Below are 18468 nucleotides of genomic sequence, written 5' to 3'. Positions count from 1 at the left end.
CGAGGGCCCGGCGCCGCCGCTGTTCAGGCGGTTTCCGGTGGTCGTCGCAACACGTGGTCGTGTCGATCAGGCCGCGCACCGCCCGGTCCTCCGCCAAGGGCGGGCGGGGGACGTGATCGGCTCCCCGCCGCCCCTTGTTCGACTCAGTCGCGTGCGGCCATCCGCACGAACGTCGCCCACTGATCGGCGGAGACGTTGAGCATCGCCTCATCCGGTCGCTTCGAGTCGCGGACCAGTACGGCCGAGCCAGAGGCGGCAACCTCGACGCACTGGCCACCATCACCAGCGCTGTAGCTGCTCTTCACCCAGGTCAGTACAGCTGCCTGATCATCATTGGCGTTCACAACTCTCCCAAGAGCTTCTCGATCCAGGCCAGCGACTCCCTAGGAGTCATCGCTTGCGCCCGCAGGACTCCGTACGTGGACTCGAACCCCTGGACCTTCGCTGGCGCCGTGTGCAGGGTGCTGTTGCTCTGCCCTTCCGTATACGCCATCCTCCGTCGTTGCCGCGTTAGGATCAATGTGAACGGGCCTGCCACCCCGGCATGTTCGTCACGTCCGGTCGGCATCACCGGGGAATCCGCCGCCCCTGCTCCCCTGCAGCAATCTGCGCCTCGCCGTACCCGACCCGCTCGCCCAGCTGCGCCTGGGTCAGCCCCGCGGCCTCCCGCAGCAGCTTCATCTGGCGGCCGAAGCAGCGCAGGAACTCCCCGTTGGAATCGGTGCTCGCGCCGCCCTCCACGCCCGCACCCGAGTCCGCTTCCGACTCCATCGCACCCGCCCCCTCAGCGCACCCGTCCATCGGTCACCCGTGCTCGCACCGTAGGACAGAGGAACACCAACCACACTCGGCACAAGGCAAGTTCCGGCTTACGGGTGAACCCCTCGTCGCAGCCGCCCCCGCCGCACCGGCCTACCATTCCGGCAAGGAAGCCGGCATCGAAATCTCGAAGGAGTGCTCGTGGCACAGCTTGTCCGGCAGCACCGCGTGAACGCGGATGTGGGGTATCACGCCTTCGCGCTTCAGGAATCCGATGACGGTGACCTGCCAGTGCCGTTCCCGGACGACTATGAGCAGGGCGTGTTCCTGAACGGGTTTCCAGGGCGCCTCGATTTCCACAGTGGTGGCCACACACATACCGCCACGGTCATCGTGGAAGTGTGGGACGGGCCACCTCCCGCGCAGGACACCTCAACCTGGGACGAGCAGGCCGAGGCCGAGTTCGAGTCGGCCAGCGGAGAGGTGGCGGTCTGGTCGGGGAGCTTGGGGCGCACGGAGGAGGCCTTCACACTCGGCTCTCCGGGACCGTGGCACGTCCGGGCGTACTGCACCGGCCGTGCCGAGGCCGCCGCCCTGTCGGAGGGTGAGGGCACGGGGCACGACGTGGAGAGGTACCTCGTGCAGTTCTGGCCTGCCAAGCTGTGACGGCGGCACGGGCGGGGCGGCCGGATGCCGCCCCGCCCTCCGTCGCCGGGTCAGGAGCGGATCTTCACGAGGAATCCGTCGTCCATCCCGTCGATGATGCGGTTCTTCGCGTAGAAACTGCGCAGGATGTTGCCGCCCGCCAGGTTCTCCGCCGCCGGAATCGGCTTCACGGAGAAGTTGAACTTCTTCGCCTCCGAGTCGTGGTCCACCTCTGCGGCACCCTCGTAGGTGGTGGCGAAGGGGTATTCATCGCACTCGAGTCTCCCGCCCTGGGTGTAGTTGGCCCCCCAGTAGCGTTTGCACTGCTTGACCGCCGCCTTGCGGTTGTCGTCCTTGCGGGTCTTGTTCACCAGCCGGTGCAGCGGGTCCTTCGCGTTCTGGCCCGGTACCTTCTTGGCCGACATGTACGGCTTGGTGTCCTGCGGGACGGTGAACGCCGTGTTGATGTGCTGGGCCACCCCCCGTTCCTCGGCGCCCGGCTTGGCGCTGTAGGTGAGCGTGGGTACGTAGCTGAACGTGGCCGCCCCCTTCTTGTCCGGCTTGCCGCCGCCCGTGGAGTTGGCCAGGTACGACGCGGCGTCCCAGCGCGGGGCGAGCATGAACAGCTTGCCGCCCAGGGCGCCGCTCAGCTTCCACGGAGCGGGCGGGGTGTAGGTGATGGCCGGTTCGTACACCGCGAAGAGGAGGTCGGCGGATCCTCTGCCCTGCCCCGGCTTGGCGGTCACGGTTTCCTGGAACGTGCGCTGTGCCTTGAGCTGGGTGAACGTCTTCGTTCCGGGCAGGGTTCCGCCGCGGGAGTAGCGCGCACCGGACGGCCAGCTCTGCGGGATGTCGGCCTTCGTCGTGATCGGCATGGCCGCCGCGCCGGTGGTGCCGGCGGTGGTGAAGTCCGTGAAGTAGTACTGGAAGGTGATCGTGCGGCTGTTCTTGGCGATGGTGCCGACCGCGCGCACGTTGAACATGCTGGTGCCGACAGGTTGGCCGTTGCGCGTCCACGTCTGGAGGAAGGACGCTCCGTTGCAGACCGCGAAGCGGGACTTGACGTAGAACTTCTTGTCGCTGCCCAGTCCTTTGGCGCATTCGTCGTACGTCATCGTCCGCGCGGGCTCCGGTGCCGTGGCCGTCGGGCCCAGTGCGGCGCGTGCCTTCGCCCCCGTGGTGGCATCTGCCGGCGGTGATCCGGACGCACGTCGGGACAGCGGGGCGGACGAGGCCGCCGGGCCCACCGTCTCCTGCGCCAGCGCCGCCCCCGGCTCCGCTGCCGTGGCGGCCCGGCGAAGACGCTCCATCCCCTTGTCGCTTTGCAGTTCCTCCAGTGACGGTTTCGCCGCGCCGGCAGGCAGCACGTAGGAGTCCACCCGCAGATCCGTCGTCGTGTCCGCGCCGGCCGTGGAGGGCGCCGCCACCGGCAGGACGGCGGCCGCCGCTGTCACGGCCAGCATTCGTATGCCGGTACGTCTGAACGATTCCCGCTGCATCCGGTCGAACCCCCGGTTCTCGGACAGTGCCGGGCCGGTTGCCCGCCACCGGGTCGATCACCAGATCTATCGAATGGATGATCGATACCGGGTCCTGGGAGAGCGAGTTGACGTGATCACAGCGGTGATTGGCCGGGCCGCCATGGTCCGGCGAACCGAACGCGGGCCGAACAGCGGGCGTCGACCTCTTCACTCAACGCGGAGAGCCCTCCGAGGGCACAACGCCCGGTGGCGACTCGGAGTCGGTGGCTACCGGGTCGTCTACACCGCCGAAGACGGCCGGCTCGTCGTGTGGGTGTTGACGGTGGATAACCGCCCCGAGGTCCACCGTCAGGTTCCCTGAGCCCTTTCCTGCACGGTCCGCGTCGGCCTGCCAGGAGACCACCTCGACAAGCCCGACAGCGTCGCCCGCCGCCCCGACAGAGCGCCGCCGTGGGGATGTCATACCTGGTGGGCGAGGGTGCGGGCGCGAGATCTTCGGGCCATGACCACTTCCCCCCGTCAGGAGCGACGGACCTCGCTCCCGCTCCCCCTCGCCGACCAGACGGGGCGGGGGTGCCGTAGCGCCACCACGGGCGGGTGCCCGGACGTAGAGCTGCGGCTGACGGCCGACCGCGGCGACGGGCTCGTACGGGTGGAGGTGAGCGACACCCGCGGGGAGCGCAGACCTCGTGCGGGCGGCGGCGACCCGGGGGCCGGGGCCTGCTGCTGGTGGCCGCCCTGGCCCTTGGCGCGGCGCGCAACCGAGGGAGGAGGGCGGCAAGGGCTTCGCGACCAGCGCCGCGCCCAGCTCGGCCGCCTGATTGAACTGCTCGTCGGGCAGGTCGGCCCGGCCCGCCGTGGACGGTGCCGAGCTCCAGCGGCCCCACGAGCGGCTCACGATCCGCTTGACGGCCTTCAGATGGTGGCTGTCGACGTTGTCGGCCCGTCCGCCCTCGTCCATCGCGTGGGTGACCGGAGGGGAGGAACGGGGGCGGCGCCGCACCGTCCCGCCCGACGCTCCCACCACGTCCCGCGGCGCCCATGGGGACCCCGACGTGGCGTACCGGTGGGCGCGTCGCGCACGGGCGAGGGCCCGGCGCCGCTGCTGTTCAGCGGCGCCGAGCCCTCGCGGCGTTCTGCGAGCGGGTCGCTCAGTGGGCGTGGCCGTGGCCGTGGCCCGCGGCGGCCGGCTCTTCCTCTTCCTTCTTCTCGACGACCAGGGTCTCGGTCGTCAGCAGCAGGGAGGCGATGGAGGCGGCGTTCTCCAGGGCGGAGCGGGTGACCTTGACCGGGTCGATGACACCCGCCTTGATGAGGTCGCCGTACTCGCCGGTGGCGGCGTTGTAGCCGTTGCCCTTGTCCAGCTCGGCGACCTTGGAGACGATGACGTAGCCCTCGAGGCCGGCGTTCTCGGCGATCCAGCGCAGCGGCTCGACGGCCGCCTTGCGGACCACGGAGACACCGGTGGCCTCGTCGCCGGTCTTGTCGAGGTTGCCCTCGAGGACCTTGACGGCGTGGACCAGGGCGGAGCCACCACCGGAGACGATGCCCTCCTCGACCGCGGCGCGGGTCGCGGAGATGGCGTCCTCCAGACGGTGCTTCTTCTCCTTCAGCTCCACCTCGGTGGCGGCGCCGACCTTGATCACGCACACGCCGCCGGCCAGCTTCGCGAGGCGCTCCTGGAGCTTCTCGCGGTCCCAGTCGGAGTCGGTGGTCTCGATCTCGGCCTTGATCTGCGCGACGCGGCCCTCGACGTCCTCCTTCTTGCCGGCGCCGTCGACGATCGTGGTGTCGTCCTTGGTGACGGTGATGCGGCGGGCGGAACCCAGGACGTCCAGGCCGACCTGGTCGAGCTTGAGGCCGACCTCCTCGGAGACGACCGTGGCGCCGGTGAGGACCGCCATGTCCTGGAGCATCGCCTTGCGGCGGTCACCGAAGCCGGGCGCCTTGACGGCGACGGCGTTGAAGGTGCCGCGGATCTTGTTGACGACCAGGGTCGACAGGGCCTCGCCCTCGACGTCCTCGGCGATGATCAGCAGCGGCTTGGAGGAGTTGGCCTGGATGACCTTCTCCAGCAGCGGCAGCAGGTCCGCGATGGCGGAGATCTTGCCCTGGGTGATGAGGATGTACGGGTCCTCGAGGACGGCCTCCATGCGCTCCTGGTCCGTCACGAAGTACGGCGACAGGTAGCCCTTGTCGAAGGCCATGCCCTCGGTGAAGTCGAGCTCCAGACCGAAGGTGTTGGACTCCTCGACGGTGATGACACCGTCCTTGCCGACCTTGTCCATGGCCTCGGCGATGAGCTCGCCGACCTGCTGGTCCTGGGCGGACAGCGCGGCGACGGCGGCGATGTCGGACTTCTCGTCGATCGGCCGGGCGGAGGCGAGCAGGTCGTCCGAGACGGCCTTGACCGCGGCGTCGATGCCCTTCTTCAGGGCGGCCGGGGAGGCACCGGCGGCGACGTTCTTCAGGCCCTCACGGACCAGCGCCTGGGCCAGGACGGTGGCGGTGGTGGTGCCGTCACCCGCGATGTCGTTGGTCTTGGTCGCCACCTCCTTCACCAGCTGGGCGCCGAGGTTCTCGTACGGGTCCTCGATCTCCACCTCGCGGGCGATCGTGACACCGTCGTTGGTAATGGTGGGGGCGCCGAACTTCTTGTCGATGACGACGTTGCGGCCCTTGGGGCCGATCGTCACCTTGACCGTGTCGGCAAGCTTGTTGACGCCGCGCTCGAGGGCGCGACGGGCGTCCTCGTCGAACTTCAGGATCTTCGCCATGGCAGCGGGAGCCCTCTCGGAAATCTGGGTGACATCACTGCGCCCCGGGCGCCCGGCTTGTCATCTGTCGCGGGGGCCAGGGGCGCAGTTCGAGCAAAAGTGCTTCGAGGTGAAGCGAGGTGAAGTGGATCGGGGCGCTCGCGCCCCGACGTACTTCCCGGCTTACTTCTCGACGATCGCGAGGACGTCGCGGGCCGAGAGGACGAGGTACTCCTCGCCGTTGTACTTCACCTCGGTGCCGCCGTACTTGCTGTAGAGCACGACGTCGCCGACCTTCACGTCGAGCTCGATGCGCTTGCCGTCCTCGAAGCGGCCCGGGCCGATGGCCAGGACGACGCCCTCCTGGGGCTTCTCCTTGGCGGTGTCCGGAATGACCAGGCCCGAAGCCGTGGTCTGCTCGGCGTCGAGCGGCTGGACCACGATGCGGTCCTCGAGCGGCTTGATGGCAACCTTGGAGCTGGCGGTCGTCACGATCCGACCTCCCCCTTCGGAGATCTCACGGGGTTAACTGTCTGAGGTGGCGACCAGGTCGATCCGTCGTCGCGGGTGCCGGACCTGCCCGTCGCGTGGTTGGCACTCTCCTAGGGGGAGTGCCAGAGCCGAGACTATGACCGCGATTAGCACTCGGTCAAGCGGAGTGCCAATTGCCCGCGGCGCGTCGGCCGTGGGGGTGCCGTGTGATCGTGCGTGTGTGCGGGTCGACGGGGGTGGCTGGGGGGTGGTTGCCCGGCCGCCCCCGGGCACCGAGAAGTGAGCGGTGCCCTCAGTCGCGCCGCCCGATGTAGTCCTCCAGGCGTCCCACCTTCAGGCCCCGCTTCTCGATCTGCCGCAGCAGACGGACGGTCCTGTCCGCCAGCGACAGGGACGGCGGGTCGGTCGAGGGGACGGAGATGACGTCGCCGGGGACCGGCCGGGGGGCGCCGCGGGTGTACGAGAGGCGGCCGGCGCCGTCCACCGACGCCCGCCAGAGGACCACCGCCTCGATGCCGCAGTCGGCGGCGGCGCGCAGGGTGGTGGTGTCGTAGGCGCCGTAGGGCGGGCGGAAGAGGCGGGGGCGGACGCCGAAGCGGGAGTGGAGCTTGCGCTGCTGGCCGCAGATCTCGGCGCGCTGGCCGGGGTAGGGCAGGCCGCGCAGGGCGGGGTGGTCGAGGGTGTGGTTCTGGAGGCTCGCGCCGACCGCGCGCAGGCGGGCGAAGTGGGCGTAACCCGGGCCCACCACGCTGTCGGTGAGGAACATGCTGACGGGCAGGCGGCGTTCGCGGACCAGGTCGATGAAGCGGGGGTCGCGTTCCGCGCCGTCGTCGTAGGTCAGGAAGACGATCTTGTCGCGGGTGGGGACGTGGTCGACGACGGGCGGCACGGCACCGCTCCCCGCCCCGGGCCCGGCCGGCGCGTCGTCGCCCCCCGGCACGCCGTTGGCCGACGTGGCGCCGGAGGCCGGACGGGCGCCGCCGTGCCCGCGCCCGCTCCCGGGCGACCGCCCGGCGCCGTCCCGCGCGCCCCGCTCGGCGCCACCACCGCCCTCCCCCGCCAGCTCCCCGGCGGTGACCTCCCCCGGCGCCCGCAGCGGCGCGCCGGACGGACCGCAGCCGCCGATCGCGGCGACCAGCAGGGCGGCGGCGGCCCGGACGGCGACGGTCCTCGCGCCCCGGCGGGTCACAGGTAGTCCTCCAGCCGGCCGACCGCGTATCCCTCCGCCGTCACCTTGTTCAGAAAGCGGCGGACCATGTCGGGCATCGTGCCCTTCCAGTGGTCGCGGCCCCGGAAGTGGCTGAGGACGATGTCGCCGGGACGCAGGCGCCGGTCCCACTCGCGGTACTCCCAGCGGTCGACGAAGACCTCTTCGTTCCACAGCGGGACATACGTGATGCCGCAGGACTTGGCGGCGCGCAGGGTGGCTCCGTCGTAGTTGCCGAAAGGCGGGCGGAAGAGGGTGGGCCGGGTGCCGTAGCGCTGCTCGATGATCTTCTGCATGCCGCAGATCTCGCGCTGCTGACGGGCGTGGGACAGGGCGGGGAGGTAGGGGTGGTGCAGGGTGTGGTTGTGCAGGCCGGTGCCACGGTCCTGCATGCGCCGGAAGTAGCCGTAGTCCTCCTTGACCAGGTAGTCGCTGAGGAAGGCGGTGTACGGGACCCTCAGTTCGCTCATCATCCGCAGAAAGGCCGGGTCCTTCTCGGCGCCGTCGTCGATGGTGAGGAAGACGACCTTCTCCTTGGTGGGGACGGTGGTGAAGACCGGGGGAAGGCCCAGCCTGCGGTGGCCGGCGACCTCGAAGCCCTTGCGGGTGGTGATGACCGGCTTCCGCACCGGGGCCGGCGGGGCGGTCAGGGGCACCTTCTTCAGCCCCCAGCGCTTCGCGGCGGCGACCCTGGCGGTGTGCGCGGCGAGCAGCCTGTCGGCGTAGGCGTCGAGCGCGCGGGCCGGGGGCGCGTCGAGGGGCTGCTGGCCACCGGCCGGCCGTACCTCGGTGCTGCCCTCGTCACCGCAGCCCGAGGCGAGGAGGGCGAGGGCCAGCGCGGTGAGGACGATCCGCGCGCCGCTCGGCGTCCACCTTTTGTCATTTTGTCCTACTGCTCGCATGGGGCCGGATCCTCGCAGCCGTCCGCCGCCGAGCCGGTCCGACACCGCGGCCGGGGGCGCACGGTCCACCGACTGGCCCACACCGGCCCCGGCTGGCCGACAATGACCCGGTGAACGACCTTGCCCCCCTCCTCACCCCCGAAGGCCGCGCCCTCCTCGACGAGGTCCGCGGCACCGACCCGGCGCACGAGCTGGCCGTCGCGACCCGGCTGCGGCGCGAGCACCCCGCGGAGCTGGTGTCGGCCGCGCTCGGCCAGGCGCGCCTGCGGCAGCGGGCGGTGGCCAAGTTCGGGGCGGAGGACGCCGGGCGGATGTTCTTCACGCCGAACGGAGTCGAGCAGTCCACCCGGGCGAGTGTGGCCGCGTACCGGGCGCGGCGGATGGCGGACCTGGGCGTGACCTCCGTGGCCGACCTGTGCTGCGGGATCGGCGGGGACGCGATCGCGCTGGCCCGTGCCGGGATCCGGGTGCTCGCGGTGGACCGGGACCCGCTGACCGCGGCGGCGGCGCGGGCGAACGCGGACGCGCTGGGGCTGGCGGCGCTGATCGAGGTCCGGGAGGCGGACGTCACGGAGGTCGGCACGGACGGTTACGACGCCGTCTTCGTCGACCCGGCCCGGCGCGGCGGACGCGGCCGCATCTTCGACCCGGAGACGTACTCGCCCCCGCTGTCCTGGGCCGTCGAGGCCGCCCGTACAGCATCCCGCGCCGCCGCGCTGAAGATCGCGCCGGGCGTTCCGCACGAGGCGGTCCCCGCCGACGCCGAGGCGGAGTGGATCTCCGACGGCGGGGACGTCAAGGAGGCGGTGCTGTGGTTCGGGACGCAGCCGGGCGCGGTCCGCGCCACCCTGCTGCCGGGGCCGCGCTCACTGCCCTCCCGCGGTCTGCCGGACCCGGAGGTGCGCTCCCCCGGCCGGTACCTGTACGAGCCGGACGGCGCCGTCATCCGCGCCCATCTGGTCGCCGAGGTCGCCGAGCAGCTCGACGGCGGGCTGCTCGACCCGACGATCGCGTACGTGACCGCCGACGAGCTGCGCCCGACGCCGTACGCCACCGCCTACGAGATCACCGACCGGCTGCCCTTCAACGCCAAGCGGCTCAAGGCCCTGCTGCGGGAGCGGGAGGTCGGCACCCTGACCGTGAAGAAGCGGGGCTCGGCGGTCGAGCCGGAGGAACTGCGCCGCAAGGTGCTGCCCAAGCCTCAGGGCACCCACGCGGTGACGGTGTTCCTCACCCGGGTCGCGGGCGCGCCGACGATGCTCCTCGGCCACCCGGCCCGGTCCCGCGGATAGCGCGGTCCCCGCCGTCCGTCCCGACAGGGCACGGCCCACGGCGACCCCGCTCGCCCACCGGACCCGCGCCCGCCCCCCACCGTGTCCCCTCCCGCACCCGCACCCGCACCCGCGCCCCACCGTCCCTCCTCCCGCGCCCGCGCCCGCTCCCCCTCCGCACCGTGCCCCTCCCGCACCGCACTGCCGCACCGCCTCCCGCCCCGCCCCCGGCGCCTCTCGCGCCCACCCCGCCCTACGGCACCTCCTGCGCCCGCCGCAGCAGCATGTCCCGCTCGCGCGCGTTGTGCGCCAGCGAGGCCGCCCGTTCGAACTCCGCCCGCGCCTCCCGCGTGCGGCCGAGGCGGGCGAGCAGGTCGCCGCGGACGCTCGGCAGCAGGTGGTAGTCCCGCAGGGCCGGTACGTCGGTCAGGGCGTCGACGAGGGGCAGCGCGGCGGCGGGGCCCTCGGCCATGGAGACGGCGACCGCGCGGTTGAGCTCGACGACCGGGGAGGGCGCGCGAGCGGCGAGGAGGCCGTAGAGGGTGGCGATGCGGGCCCAGTCGGTCTCCTCGTAGCGGTACGCGTGGGCGTGGCAGGCGGCGATCGCGGCCTGGAGGACGTACGGGCCCGGGCCACCGCGCCGCGCTCCTCCCCGCTCGGGCGAAGCCGGGGTCTTCTGGGACGTGGCGTCGGCGCGGGCCAGGGAGGCGACACCGCGGGCGATGAGCATGCGGTTCCAGCGGGCGCGGTTCTGGTCCTTCAGCAGGACCGGTTCGCCGTCGGGGCCGGTGCGGGCGGCGGCGCGGGACGCCTGGAACTCCAGCAGCGCGGTCAGCCCGTGCACCTCGGGCTCCTGCGGCATCAGCCCGGACAGCACGCGGGCCAGCCGCAGCGCGTCCTCGCAGAGGCCGGGGCGCAGCCAGTCGTCGCCGGCGGTGGCGGCGTAGCCCTCGTTGAAGATCAGGTAGATGACGTCCAGGACCGAGCCGAGCCGGGCCTCGCGGTCGGGGCCGTACGGCACTTCGAAGGCGACGTTCCGCTTCGCCAGCGTGCGTTTCGCGCGCACGATGCGCTGGGCCACCGTGGGCTCCGGGACCAGGAACGCGCGGGCGATCTCGGCCGTGGTCAGGCCGCCGAGCAGCCGGAGGGTGAGGGCGATGCGGGCCTCGGCGGACAGCACCGGGTGGCAGGCGGTGAAGACGAGGCGGAGCAGGTCGTCGTCGATGTCCTCCGGGTCGGCGGGCTCGTCCGGCGGGGGCGCGTCCGAGAGGTCCCGGCCGATCTCGGCGAGTTTGCGGGCGTAGTTCTCCCGGCGCCGGATCAGGTCGACGGCGCGGTGCCGGGCGGTGGACATGAGCCAGGCGCCCGGGTTGTCGGGCACCCCGTCCCTCGGCCACTGTTCGAGGGCGGCGACCAGCGCGTCCTGGGCGAGTTCCTCGGCGATGCCGACGTCCCGGACGATGCGGGCCACGCCGGCGACGACCCTCGGGGACTCCATGCGGAAGACGGTCTCGACGGTCGCCGCGGCGGCCCGGCCGGTGGTCCCGGCGGACGTCTCGGCGGAGGTGCGGGCGGCGGCCGTGGCCGCCGTGCCGTGCGGGTGGGCGGTGGGCTGCGGTGTCACAACCCACCATCAGACACCCCTGCGGCGGCCGGGCCAAGGAGGATCCCCGTGTCCCGGGCCGGCTCAGCCCTCCTCGATCTGCCGCACCTCGCAGGTGACCGTCCAGTGCGGCTCGTGGACCTTCAGGAACCGCTTGGTCCACTCGATCGCCTCGGCCATGTCCTTGGCCTGCAGCAGCGCATAGCCCCCGATGACCTCCTTGGTCTCGGTGAACGGTCCGTCGGTGACGGAGAGCTGCCCGCCCTCGTAGTGCACCCGGGTGCCCTGGGCGGTCGGGGTGAGCCCGGCGGTGTCCAGCAGGACACCGGCCTTCGTCATCTCCTCGATCAGCTCGCCCATGCGCTGCATCAGCTCGGGGCTGGGGCCCTCGGCGGGGGCGTTGTTCTCGTCGATCCGGATCAGGGAGAGGAAGCGCGGCATGGTGACTCCTCGTGTCGTGCGGGCCGGGTCCTTCCCGGCCTCTCATCCCTGCGTCGATCGGGAGGCACCGGGATCGACATGATCACCTGTATTTCCCGGAGATCTTTTCGGGCCGTCTCCGCGCGGCCGGGGTCCCGGGCGGGCGCCGCCCGGGGCGGCGCTCCCGGGTCACGCCCGTGCCGGCGGCGCCGTGCTGCTGCGCATGACGAGGCTGGTGGCCAGCTCCACCCGCGTCGCGATCGCCGAGTCCGCGCCCTTGCCCAGGTCGAGGACCAGCTTGGCCGCCGCCTCCGCCATCTCGGTCAGCGGCTGCCGTACGGTCGTCAGCGGCGGCCCGACCCAGCGGGCGACGGGCAGGTCGTCGAACCCGACCACGCTCAGGTCCTCCGGGACCCGCAGCCCCAGCTCGCGTGCGGCCTCGTACAGGCCGAGCGCCTGGAGGTCGTTGCCGGCGAAGACCGCGGTGGGCCGGTCCTCACGGCGCAGCAGGGCGAGGCCCTGCCGGTAGCCGGCGTCGTGGTGGAAGTCACCGCTGACGATCAGCCCGGGGTCCACCGGGAGTCCTGCGGTCTCCAGGGCTGCCCGGTAGCCGTCGACGCGGGCGCGGCTGCACATCATCCGGGAGGGGCCGCTGATCGCCCCGATGCGGGTGTGGCCCAGTTCGACGAGGTGCCGGGTGGCGGCGAGACCGCCCTGCCAGTTGGTGGCGCCGATGGAGGGGACGTCGGCGCCCGGGTCGCCCGCCGGGTCCATCACCACGAACGGGATGGAACGGCTGGTCAGGAGAGCCCGGCCGGATTCGTCGAGGCCGGACAGCACGAGGATCACACCGTGCGGGCGGCGCGCGGCGACCTGGTCGGCCCAGGTCCGCCCCGGGGTGAGCCGCCCCGCGCTCTCCGAGAGGACCACGCTCAGCCCGGCGTCCCGGGCGACGTTCTCCACGCCCCGGATGACCTCCATCGCCCAGGCGCTCTCCAACTCGTGGAAGACCAGGTCGATCAGCGGCGAGCGGGTGGCCTCGGCCCGGCGGCGCCGGTAGCCGTGGGCGCGCAGCAGTTCCTCGACCCGGCTGCGAGTGGCGGGGGCGACATCGGCACGACCGTTGAGCACCTTCGAAACAGTCGGCGCGGAGACGCCGGCCTCGCGCGCGATCTCGGCGAGGGTCGCGGTCTGCGTGCCGCGCCCTTGCGTCCGGGTTTCTGCGGGCTGCGGGGAAGTCATGGCGGCGATCGTATCCCGGCCGGACGGGTTGACGAAGACCCGTGCACGCCCGGAGCCACCGGAACATTCGATGTCGTTACCGAAACATTCTCCTCGCCGGCCCCGACGTCACTCCACCGTGACCGACTCGAACCTCCAGCGGTGCACCGGGCGGGCGACCAACGCTTCGTCGGGGTCCGGGAGTTCCGGCACGTCCGCGTCGTAGGCGGCGTCCCACCAGGTGATGACCAGGACGCGGTCCTCGGGGGCGCGCAGGGTCTCACGGCGCAGGGGGTTGCCGGGGAGGTCGCGCAGCCTCTCCCGGGACCAGGTCAGGAGGTCCGCGGCCCGGCCGGGCTGGGCACGGGCCTCCCACATCAGGGCCAGGGTCATGAGTACAGGTTCTCCCCGCTCACCTCGTGGACGTGGTCGTGGCCCGGCACGTGGGGGTCCGTCACCGGCAGCGAGGAGTCCGCCGAGAGGTCCCAGTCGGACGGCGGGCGGTTGCGGGCGACCATCTCCGCGCCGAGGGCGGCCACCATCGCGCCGTTGTCCGTGCACAGCTTGGGGCGCGGTACGCGCAGCCGGATGCCGACCGCCGCGCAGCGCTCCTCGGCGAGGATCCGCAGCCGTGAGTTGGCGGCCACGCCGCCGCCGATCATCAGGTGGTCGACGCCCTCGTCCTTGCAGGCCCGCACCGCCTTGCGGGTGAGCACGTCGACGACCGCCTCCTGGAAGGACGCCGCCACGTCGCGCACCGGCACCTCCTCCCCCGCCGCCCGCCTGGCCTCGATCCAGCGGGCCACGGCCGTCTTCAGCCCGGAGAAGGAGAAGTCGTACGCCGGGTCGCGCGGCCCGGTCAGCCCGCGCGGGAAGGCGATCGCGTCCGGATCGCCCTCCTTCGCGTACCGGTCGATGACGGGGCCGCCGGGGAAGCCGAGGTTCAGCACGCGCGCGATCTTGTCGAACGCCTCACCCGCCGCGTCGTCGATGGTGGCGCCCATGGGACGGACGTCGGAGGTGATGTCCGAGGACAGCAGCAGCGAGGAGTGCCCGCCGGACACCAGCAGCGCCATGGTCGGCTCGGGCAGCGCCCCGTGCTCGAGCTGGTCGACGCAGATGTGCGAGGCGAGGTGGTTGACGCCGTACAGGGGCTTGCCGAGCGCGTAGGCGTACGCCTTCGCCGCGGAGACGCCCACCAGCAGCGCGCCCGCGAGGCCGGGACCGGCGGTGACGGCGATGCCGTCGAGGTCCCGCGCGCTCACCCCCGCCTCCTTCAGCGCGCGGTCGATCGTCGGCACCATCGCCTCCAGGTGCGCCCGGGAGGCGACCTCCGGGACGACGCCACCGAAGCGGGCGTGCTCGTCGACGCTGGAGGCGACGGCGTCCGCGAGCAGGGTGGTGCCCCGGACGATGCCGACGCCGGTCTCGTCGCAGGAGGTCTCGATCCCCAGTACCAGGGGTTCGTCAGCCATGGGTCTCGGTTCCTTGTACGCCGTTCGCGGGGTTCGCGGGGTTCGCGGGACTTACGGGGGTGGACGGGTCGGTCAGGCGCATCACCAGGGCGTCCACGTTCCCCGGCTGGTAGTAGCCGCGCCTGACACCGATGGTCTCGAAGCCGAACCGCTCGTAGAGCTTCTGCGCGTGGACGTTGTCCACCCGGCACTCCAGCATGACTTCGGCGCACTCGAAGGCGGTCGCCGCCCGCAGGAGCTCGGTCAGCAGCCGGGAGCCGAGGCCGGTGCCCCAGTGCTCGCGGGTGACGGCGATGGTCTGCACGTCGGCCTGGTCGCCGGAGGAGGCGAGGCCCGCGTAGCCGACGACGCGGTCGCGCTCCTGAGCCACCACGTAGCACCGGGTGGACTCGGGCCCGCGCGCGTGCGCCAGCTCGGACCAGAACATGCCGCGCGACCAGGCGTCCTCCGGGAACAGGTCGCGTTCCAGCTCCAGCACGGCGTCGATGTCCCACCAGCGCATCTCGCGCAGCACGACGGTGTCGGTTCCGGTTCCGGTCACTTGGGGGTGACCACCTTGTAGTTCTTGGGGACCTGGGCGTCGGGGCGGCGCAGGTACAGCGGCCGGGGCGCCGGCAGCTCCTCGCCCGCGGCCAGCCGCTCGGCGGCCAGCCGGGCGAGGGCGGCGGCGGACACGTGCTCGGGTTCGTGGGCCTGGGGGAAGGTGTCCGGGTACAGCAGCGCGCCGGCACCGACCGCGGGCAGGCCCTTGACCTGCTCGGCGATGGCGGCGGGCCGGTCCACGGCGGGGTCGGTGAGACGGGTGCGGGAGTCGGCGTAGCGCGCCCAGTACACCTCCTTGCGGCGGGCGTCGGTCGCCACGACGAAGGGGCCCTCCAGGTCGGCGGCGAAGGCCAGGCCGTCCAGCGTGCACACACCGTGCACGGGGACGCCGAGGGCGAGGCCGAACGTGTCCGCGGTCATCAGGCCGACCCGCAGCCCGGTGTACGGCCCGGGGCCGCTGCCGACGACGATCCCGGTGACGGCGTCCAGCCGCAGACCGGCCTCGGCGAGCACCCGGTCGATCGCCGGAAGCAGCAGCTCGCCGTGGCGGCGGGCGTCCACCTGGCTCGACGAGGCGATGACGTCGTCGCCGTCGTGGAGCGCGACGGTGACGGCGGGGGTGGCGGTATCCAGAGCGAGCAAGAGCACGCAAACAGCCTACGGCTCCCGCGCCCTTGGCACGGCCGCCCCGGTCGGACGGTCACATACTGCTACCGTCGCGACGGCATACGCACACGATCAGATAATTCGGGACAGAGGTGACGACGGTGGCAGGCTCCAGCTCCGGAATCGTCGCGGGGCTCACTGCGGCGGCCCTGGCCACGGTGGGCTTCCTCGCCTTCCAGGCGTCGGCGACCGCCCCGGCCGAGCCGGCCGGGACGCGGGCGCCCACCTCCCAGGCGGCCGCCGACGTGCCCCGGGCCGAACCGGGCTCGCCGACGCTGCCCGACCGGTCCGGCAGGGGCGCCCGGGTGGTGTACTCGCTCGGCGGCGACCGGGTGTGGCTGGTGCGGGCCGACGGCACGGTCGGGCGCACGTTCGCGGTCAGCCCCAGCACGGTGGACCCGGCGCCGGGGACCTACCGGGTCACCTCGCGCTCCAAGTCGGTCACCGGATCGGACGGCGTTCCCGTCGAGCACGTGGTGCGTTTCACCAGCACCAAGGGCGTGGTGATCGGGTTCAGCGCGGCGGTGGACGGCTCGATGCCGGAGCGGGATCCGGCGGTCCGGACGGGCGGCATCCGGCAGACACGGGCGGACGGCGCGGCGATGTGGCGGTTCGCGACGATCGACCGGAGGGTCGTGGTCGTCCGCTAGCCGCAGTGCGCGGGCCGCCGTGCGGTGGCCGCCGCTTCCAGTGGCGGTCGTCCGCCGGTGACTCCGGTGGGCCGCCTGCGCTACGCGGCGTCCCGGCGCTCCTCGACCGGCTCGGGCATCCGCGGTTCGGGGGCGCCCGGCGGCGTGGAGATGGCGGCGGCGGCCGCGCAGGCCGGGAGCAGGTCGCGCAGGGGAATTCCGGGGAACGGCTGCGGCTGCGCCGCGGTGCGGGACGCGGGTTCGGTGGTGGCCGACATGGTCGCCTCCTGGGTGCGGGGGCGGGCGTAGTTAGGTAGACCTAACTACGGACTGGATACCATGTGACCACGCCCGGGACGCCGAACGCAACATCATGCCGACGTCTTGTCGGAACGTACGGACCAGCGGGGACGGGGACCGCCGGGGCGGGCTCCGCCGGCGGCGCGACGGTCGTCGGTTCCGACGAACCGATTGCACCCCGATCCCATGGACGCGGGCGCACCCACGGCGGCGGGTCGCTCGCGCCGGCGGCGGGGCGCTTCACGCCGACAGCACGCTCAGGTCCGCTCCCGACCAGCGCTCGCCCAGGCCCGTCAGGGTCACGTGGCGCACCTCGTCCGTGGTGTCACCGACGGCGCGGTGGACGACGACGTGCAGGCGGTCGTCGGTCAGCTCCTCGACCTTGCCCTCGCCCCACTCCACGACGACCACGGAGTCCGGCAGTGAGACGTCGAGATCGAGGTCCTCCATCTCGTCCAGCCCGCCCGCCAGGCGGTACGCGTCCACGTGGACCAGCGGCGGACCGTCCCCGAGGGGCGGGTGCACGCGGGCGATCACGAACGTCGGGGACGTGACGGCGCCCCGCACCCCGAGCCCCTCGCCGAGCCCGCGGGTCAGCGTGGTCTTGCCCGCGCCGAGTTCGCCGGTGAGCATCACCAGGTCGCCGGCGCGCAGCAGCTTGGCGAGTCTGCGGCCCAGCTCCCGCATCTGCTCGGGCGAGGTGACGGTCAGCTCGACGGTGTTCGCGGGGGGCTGCGGATCAGCCGGGTTGTGCGGCGCTGCTGGTGCTTCCATAGCCACCCACGGTAGCCCCTGCGGGCACCGCGCCCGCGCGGGTGAGCAGGTCGGCGAGCCGGTCGGTGACCACTTCGGGGTGCTCCAGGATCACCAGGTGCCCGGCGTCCGGGACCAGCACGAGCTCGGCGTCCGGCAGCAGGTCGGCAATGGCCTCGCTGTGCTCGCTGGGCGTGACGAGGTCCTGCACCCCGGCCAGCACCAGCACCGGAAGGCCGGCGAAGTGGGCGAGGGCCTCGGTCTTGTCGTGGTCGTTGAACGCCGGGTAGTACTCGGCGACCACGTCGATCGGCGTGCCCTCGATCATCCGCTCGGCGAACCGGGTGACGGCCGGGTCGACGTCCCGGGACGCGAACGAGTACCGCTTGATGACCCCGGCGAACAGGTCCGCGGTGGCCCGGCGCCCCTTCTCCACCAGGTCCGCCCGCTGCCCCAGCGCCTTCAGCACCCCCGGCAGGACCCGCCGCACCGCGTTGACCCCGGCCACGGGCAGCCCGAAGTTCACCTCGCCGAGATTGCCCGACGAGGTGCCGACGAGGGCGACGCCGACGACCCGCTCGCGGACCAGCTCGGGATACTGGTCGGCGAGGGCCATCACCGTCATGCCGCCCATGGAGTGCCCGACGAGCACGATCGGCCCCTCGGGCACGGTCGCGTCGATGACCGTCTTGAGGTCCTGCCCCAGCTGGTCGATGGTGACCGGCTCGCCCCGCTCCACCTGGGCCGCGCCTCGCCCGGAGCGGCCGTGGCTGCGCTGGTCCCAGTGCACGGTCCGTACGACGCCCCGCAGCGCGGCCCGCTGGAAGTGCCAGGAGTCCTGGTTCAGGCAGTAGCCGTGGCTGAAGACGACGGTGACGGGGGCAGGCGCCTTGCGCCCGAACAGCCTGCGGCGGCGTGCGGGGGTGGTCGCCGGGTCGGGGTCGAGGTCGTCGACCTCGTAGTAGAGCTCGGTGCCGTCGTCGGCGTACGCCTTGCCGGGTGTGCCGCGCAGCGCCCCGTACGGTCCCGCGGAGTCGAGGGCGAGCCGGGCCTTCCTGCGCATGTCCCGGCCGACGGTCATCCGCTCTATGGCGACCCCGGCGGCGGCGCCCGTGGCGAGCACGCCTATCGCCACGCCCGCGAGGCCGGTGGCCCGGCGCCAGCCGCCGGGCGCCCCGGCGGCGGAGGCGACGGCCGCCGTGGCGGCGTCCGCGACGGCCTCCGCACTGCTCTCGCTCACGTACCGCTCCTCTTCGCCGGGCTGCCGACGCTCAGTGGGGTGGGGCCGGACGGTTCACACGGGGACCGGCGCACGCGAGGGTTCTCGTGTTCGCCGGATCTCCGA

Annotated in this window: 21 protein-coding genes; 3 read left to right on the top strand and 18 right to left on the bottom strand. The window is 72.7% G+C overall.

Annotated features, from left to right (window positions below; translation table 11 throughout):
- Positions 1–143 precede the first annotated feature (143 nt).
- From ACFYOV_RS12465 to ACFYOV_RS12455, 3 genes are read right to left on the bottom strand one after another with little or no spacing between them, the layout of a single operon-like run.
- Entirely contained in the window at positions 144–344 is a 201-nt protein-coding gene (locus tag ACFYOV_RS12465) for a DUF397 domain-containing protein (protein ID WP_389086228.1), read from the bottom strand.
- Complete coding sequence (locus ACFYOV_RS12460) at positions 341–568, bottom strand: Scr1 family TA system antitoxin-like transcriptional regulator (protein ID WP_389087070.1); 228 nt, start codon at positions 566–568, stop codon at positions 341–343. The genes ACFYOV_RS12465 and ACFYOV_RS12460 overlap by 4 nt, the downstream gene beginning before the upstream one ends.
- On the bottom strand, positions 568–771 hold the full coding sequence (locus tag ACFYOV_RS12455; protein ID WP_389086225.1) for a multiprotein-bridging factor 1 family protein: 204 nt from the start codon (positions 769–771) through the stop codon (positions 568–570). Before ACFYOV_RS12455 ends, ACFYOV_RS12460 begins: the two co-directional genes overlap by 1 nt.
- A 189-nt stretch (positions 772–960) precedes the next feature.
- Between ACFYOV_RS12455 and ACFYOV_RS12450 the strand changes: the two genes are divergently transcribed.
- A complete protein-coding gene (locus tag ACFYOV_RS12450; RefSeq protein ID WP_389086223.1) occupies positions 961–1425 on the top strand; it encodes a hypothetical protein in 465 nt (154 codons plus the stop codon).
- Positions 1426–1475: 50 nt separating this feature from the next.
- Here ACFYOV_RS12450 and ACFYOV_RS12445 read toward each other — a convergent pair whose 3' ends face one another.
- The 5 genes from ACFYOV_RS12445 to ACFYOV_RS12425 form a co-directional block, all read right to left on the bottom strand.
- A complete protein-coding gene (locus ACFYOV_RS12445) occupies positions 1476–2867 on the bottom strand; it encodes a hypothetical protein (RefSeq protein WP_389086220.1) in 1392 nt (463 codons plus the stop codon).
- A 1169-nt stretch (positions 2868–4036) separates the two neighbouring features.
- Entirely contained in the window at positions 4037–5662 is a 1626-nt protein-coding gene (gene groL, locus ACFYOV_RS12440; RefSeq protein ID WP_389086218.1) for a chaperonin GroEL, read from the bottom strand.
- A gap of 162 nt (positions 5663–5824) precedes the next feature.
- A complete protein-coding gene (gene groES / locus ACFYOV_RS12435; RefSeq protein ID WP_235459671.1) occupies positions 5825–6133 on the bottom strand; it encodes a co-chaperone GroES in 309 nt (102 codons plus the stop codon).
- Positions 6134–6425: 292 nt separating this feature from the next.
- A complete protein-coding gene (locus ACFYOV_RS12430) occupies positions 6426–7322 on the bottom strand; it encodes a polysaccharide deacetylase family protein (protein ID WP_389086214.1) in 897 nt (298 codons plus the stop codon).
- On the bottom strand, positions 7319–8242 hold the full coding sequence (locus ACFYOV_RS12425; protein WP_389086212.1) for a polysaccharide deacetylase family protein: 924 nt from the start codon (positions 8240–8242) through the stop codon (positions 7319–7321). The genes ACFYOV_RS12430 and ACFYOV_RS12425 overlap by 4 nt, the downstream gene beginning before the upstream one ends.
- A 110-nt stretch (positions 8243–8352) precedes the next feature.
- On the opposite strand from ACFYOV_RS12425, the gene ACFYOV_RS12420 reads away from it, so the two are divergent.
- Positions 8353–9534, top strand: coding sequence for a methyltransferase domain-containing protein (locus ACFYOV_RS12420; RefSeq protein WP_389086209.1), 1182 nt, complete (start codon positions 8353–8355; stop codon positions 9532–9534).
- Positions 9535–9766: 232 nt separating this feature from the next.
- Here the strand turns inward: ACFYOV_RS12420 and ACFYOV_RS12415 are convergent, their stop codons facing one another.
- From ACFYOV_RS12415 to tsaB, 7 genes are all read right to left on the bottom strand, one after another.
- On the bottom strand, positions 9767–11137 hold the full coding sequence (locus ACFYOV_RS12415; protein ID WP_389086206.1) for an RNA polymerase sigma factor: 1371 nt from the start codon (positions 11135–11137) through the stop codon (positions 9767–9769).
- Between the two features lie 63 nt (positions 11138–11200).
- Positions 11201–11557 (bottom strand): YciI family protein, encoded by a 357-nt coding sequence (locus tag ACFYOV_RS12410; protein ID WP_389086205.1) that lies wholly within the window; start codon positions 11555–11557, stop codon positions 11201–11203.
- A gap of 168 nt (positions 11558–11725) precedes the next feature.
- Positions 11726–12778: a LacI family DNA-binding transcriptional regulator gene (locus ACFYOV_RS12405; protein WP_389086202.1), complete on the bottom strand. Its 1053-nt coding sequence runs from the start codon at positions 12776–12778 to the stop codon at positions 11726–11728.
- Positions 12779–12886: 108 nt separating this feature from the next.
- Positions 12887–13150, bottom strand: coding sequence for a hypothetical protein (locus ACFYOV_RS12400; protein WP_389086200.1), 264 nt, complete (start codon positions 13148–13150; stop codon positions 12887–12889).
- Positions 13147–14232 carry a tRNA (adenosine(37)-N6)-threonylcarbamoyltransferase complex transferase subunit TsaD gene (gene tsaD, locus ACFYOV_RS12395; protein ID WP_389086197.1) on the bottom strand — a complete coding sequence of 362 codons (1086 nt, stop codon included), beginning with the start codon at positions 14230–14232 and terminating at the stop codon, positions 13147–13149. The genes ACFYOV_RS12400 and tsaD overlap by 4 nt, the downstream gene beginning before the upstream one ends.
- A complete protein-coding gene (gene rimI / locus ACFYOV_RS12390; protein WP_389087068.1) occupies positions 14225–14734 on the bottom strand; it encodes a ribosomal protein S18-alanine N-acetyltransferase in 510 nt (169 codons plus the stop codon). The genes tsaD and rimI overlap by 8 nt, the downstream gene beginning before the upstream one ends.
- A 35-nt stretch (positions 14735–14769) precedes the next feature.
- A complete protein-coding gene (gene tsaB, locus ACFYOV_RS12385; RefSeq protein WP_389086195.1) occupies positions 14770–15423 on the bottom strand; it encodes a tRNA (adenosine(37)-N6)-threonylcarbamoyltransferase complex dimerization subunit type 1 TsaB in 654 nt (217 codons plus the stop codon).
- A 119-nt stretch (positions 15424–15542) separates the two neighbouring features.
- Here tsaB and ACFYOV_RS12380 point away from each other — a divergent pair, with 119 nt between their 5' ends.
- Entirely contained in the window at positions 15543–16091 is a 549-nt protein-coding gene (locus tag ACFYOV_RS12380; RefSeq protein ID WP_389086193.1) for a hypothetical protein, read from the top strand.
- A gap of 80 nt (positions 16092–16171) precedes the next feature.
- On the opposite strand, the gene ACFYOV_RS12375 is transcribed toward ACFYOV_RS12380, so the two are convergent.
- From ACFYOV_RS12375 to ACFYOV_RS12365, 3 genes are all read right to left on the bottom strand, one after another.
- Positions 16172–16348, bottom strand: a complete 177-nt coding sequence (locus ACFYOV_RS12375) for a hypothetical protein (protein ID WP_389086191.1) — start codon at positions 16346–16348, stop codon at positions 16172–16174.
- Positions 16349–16610: 262 nt separating this feature from the next.
- Positions 16611–17144, bottom strand: coding sequence for a tRNA (adenosine(37)-N6)-threonylcarbamoyltransferase complex ATPase subunit type 1 TsaE (gene tsaE / locus ACFYOV_RS12370; protein WP_389086189.1), 534 nt, complete (start codon positions 17142–17144; stop codon positions 16611–16613).
- On the bottom strand, positions 17110–18363 hold the full coding sequence (locus ACFYOV_RS12365) for an alpha/beta fold hydrolase (RefSeq protein ID WP_389086186.1): 1254 nt from the start codon (positions 18361–18363) through the stop codon (positions 17110–17112). Before ACFYOV_RS12365 ends, tsaE begins: the two co-directional genes overlap by 35 nt.
- Positions 18364–18468 lie beyond the last annotated feature (105 nt).

The sequence above is a fragment of the Streptomyces sp. NPDC005931 genome, from assembly GCF_042871235.1.
Classification (GTDB): Bacteria; Actinomycetota; Actinomycetes; order Streptomycetales; family Streptomycetaceae; genus Streptomyces.
This window is presented reverse-complemented; position numbering and strand designations above follow the sequence as displayed.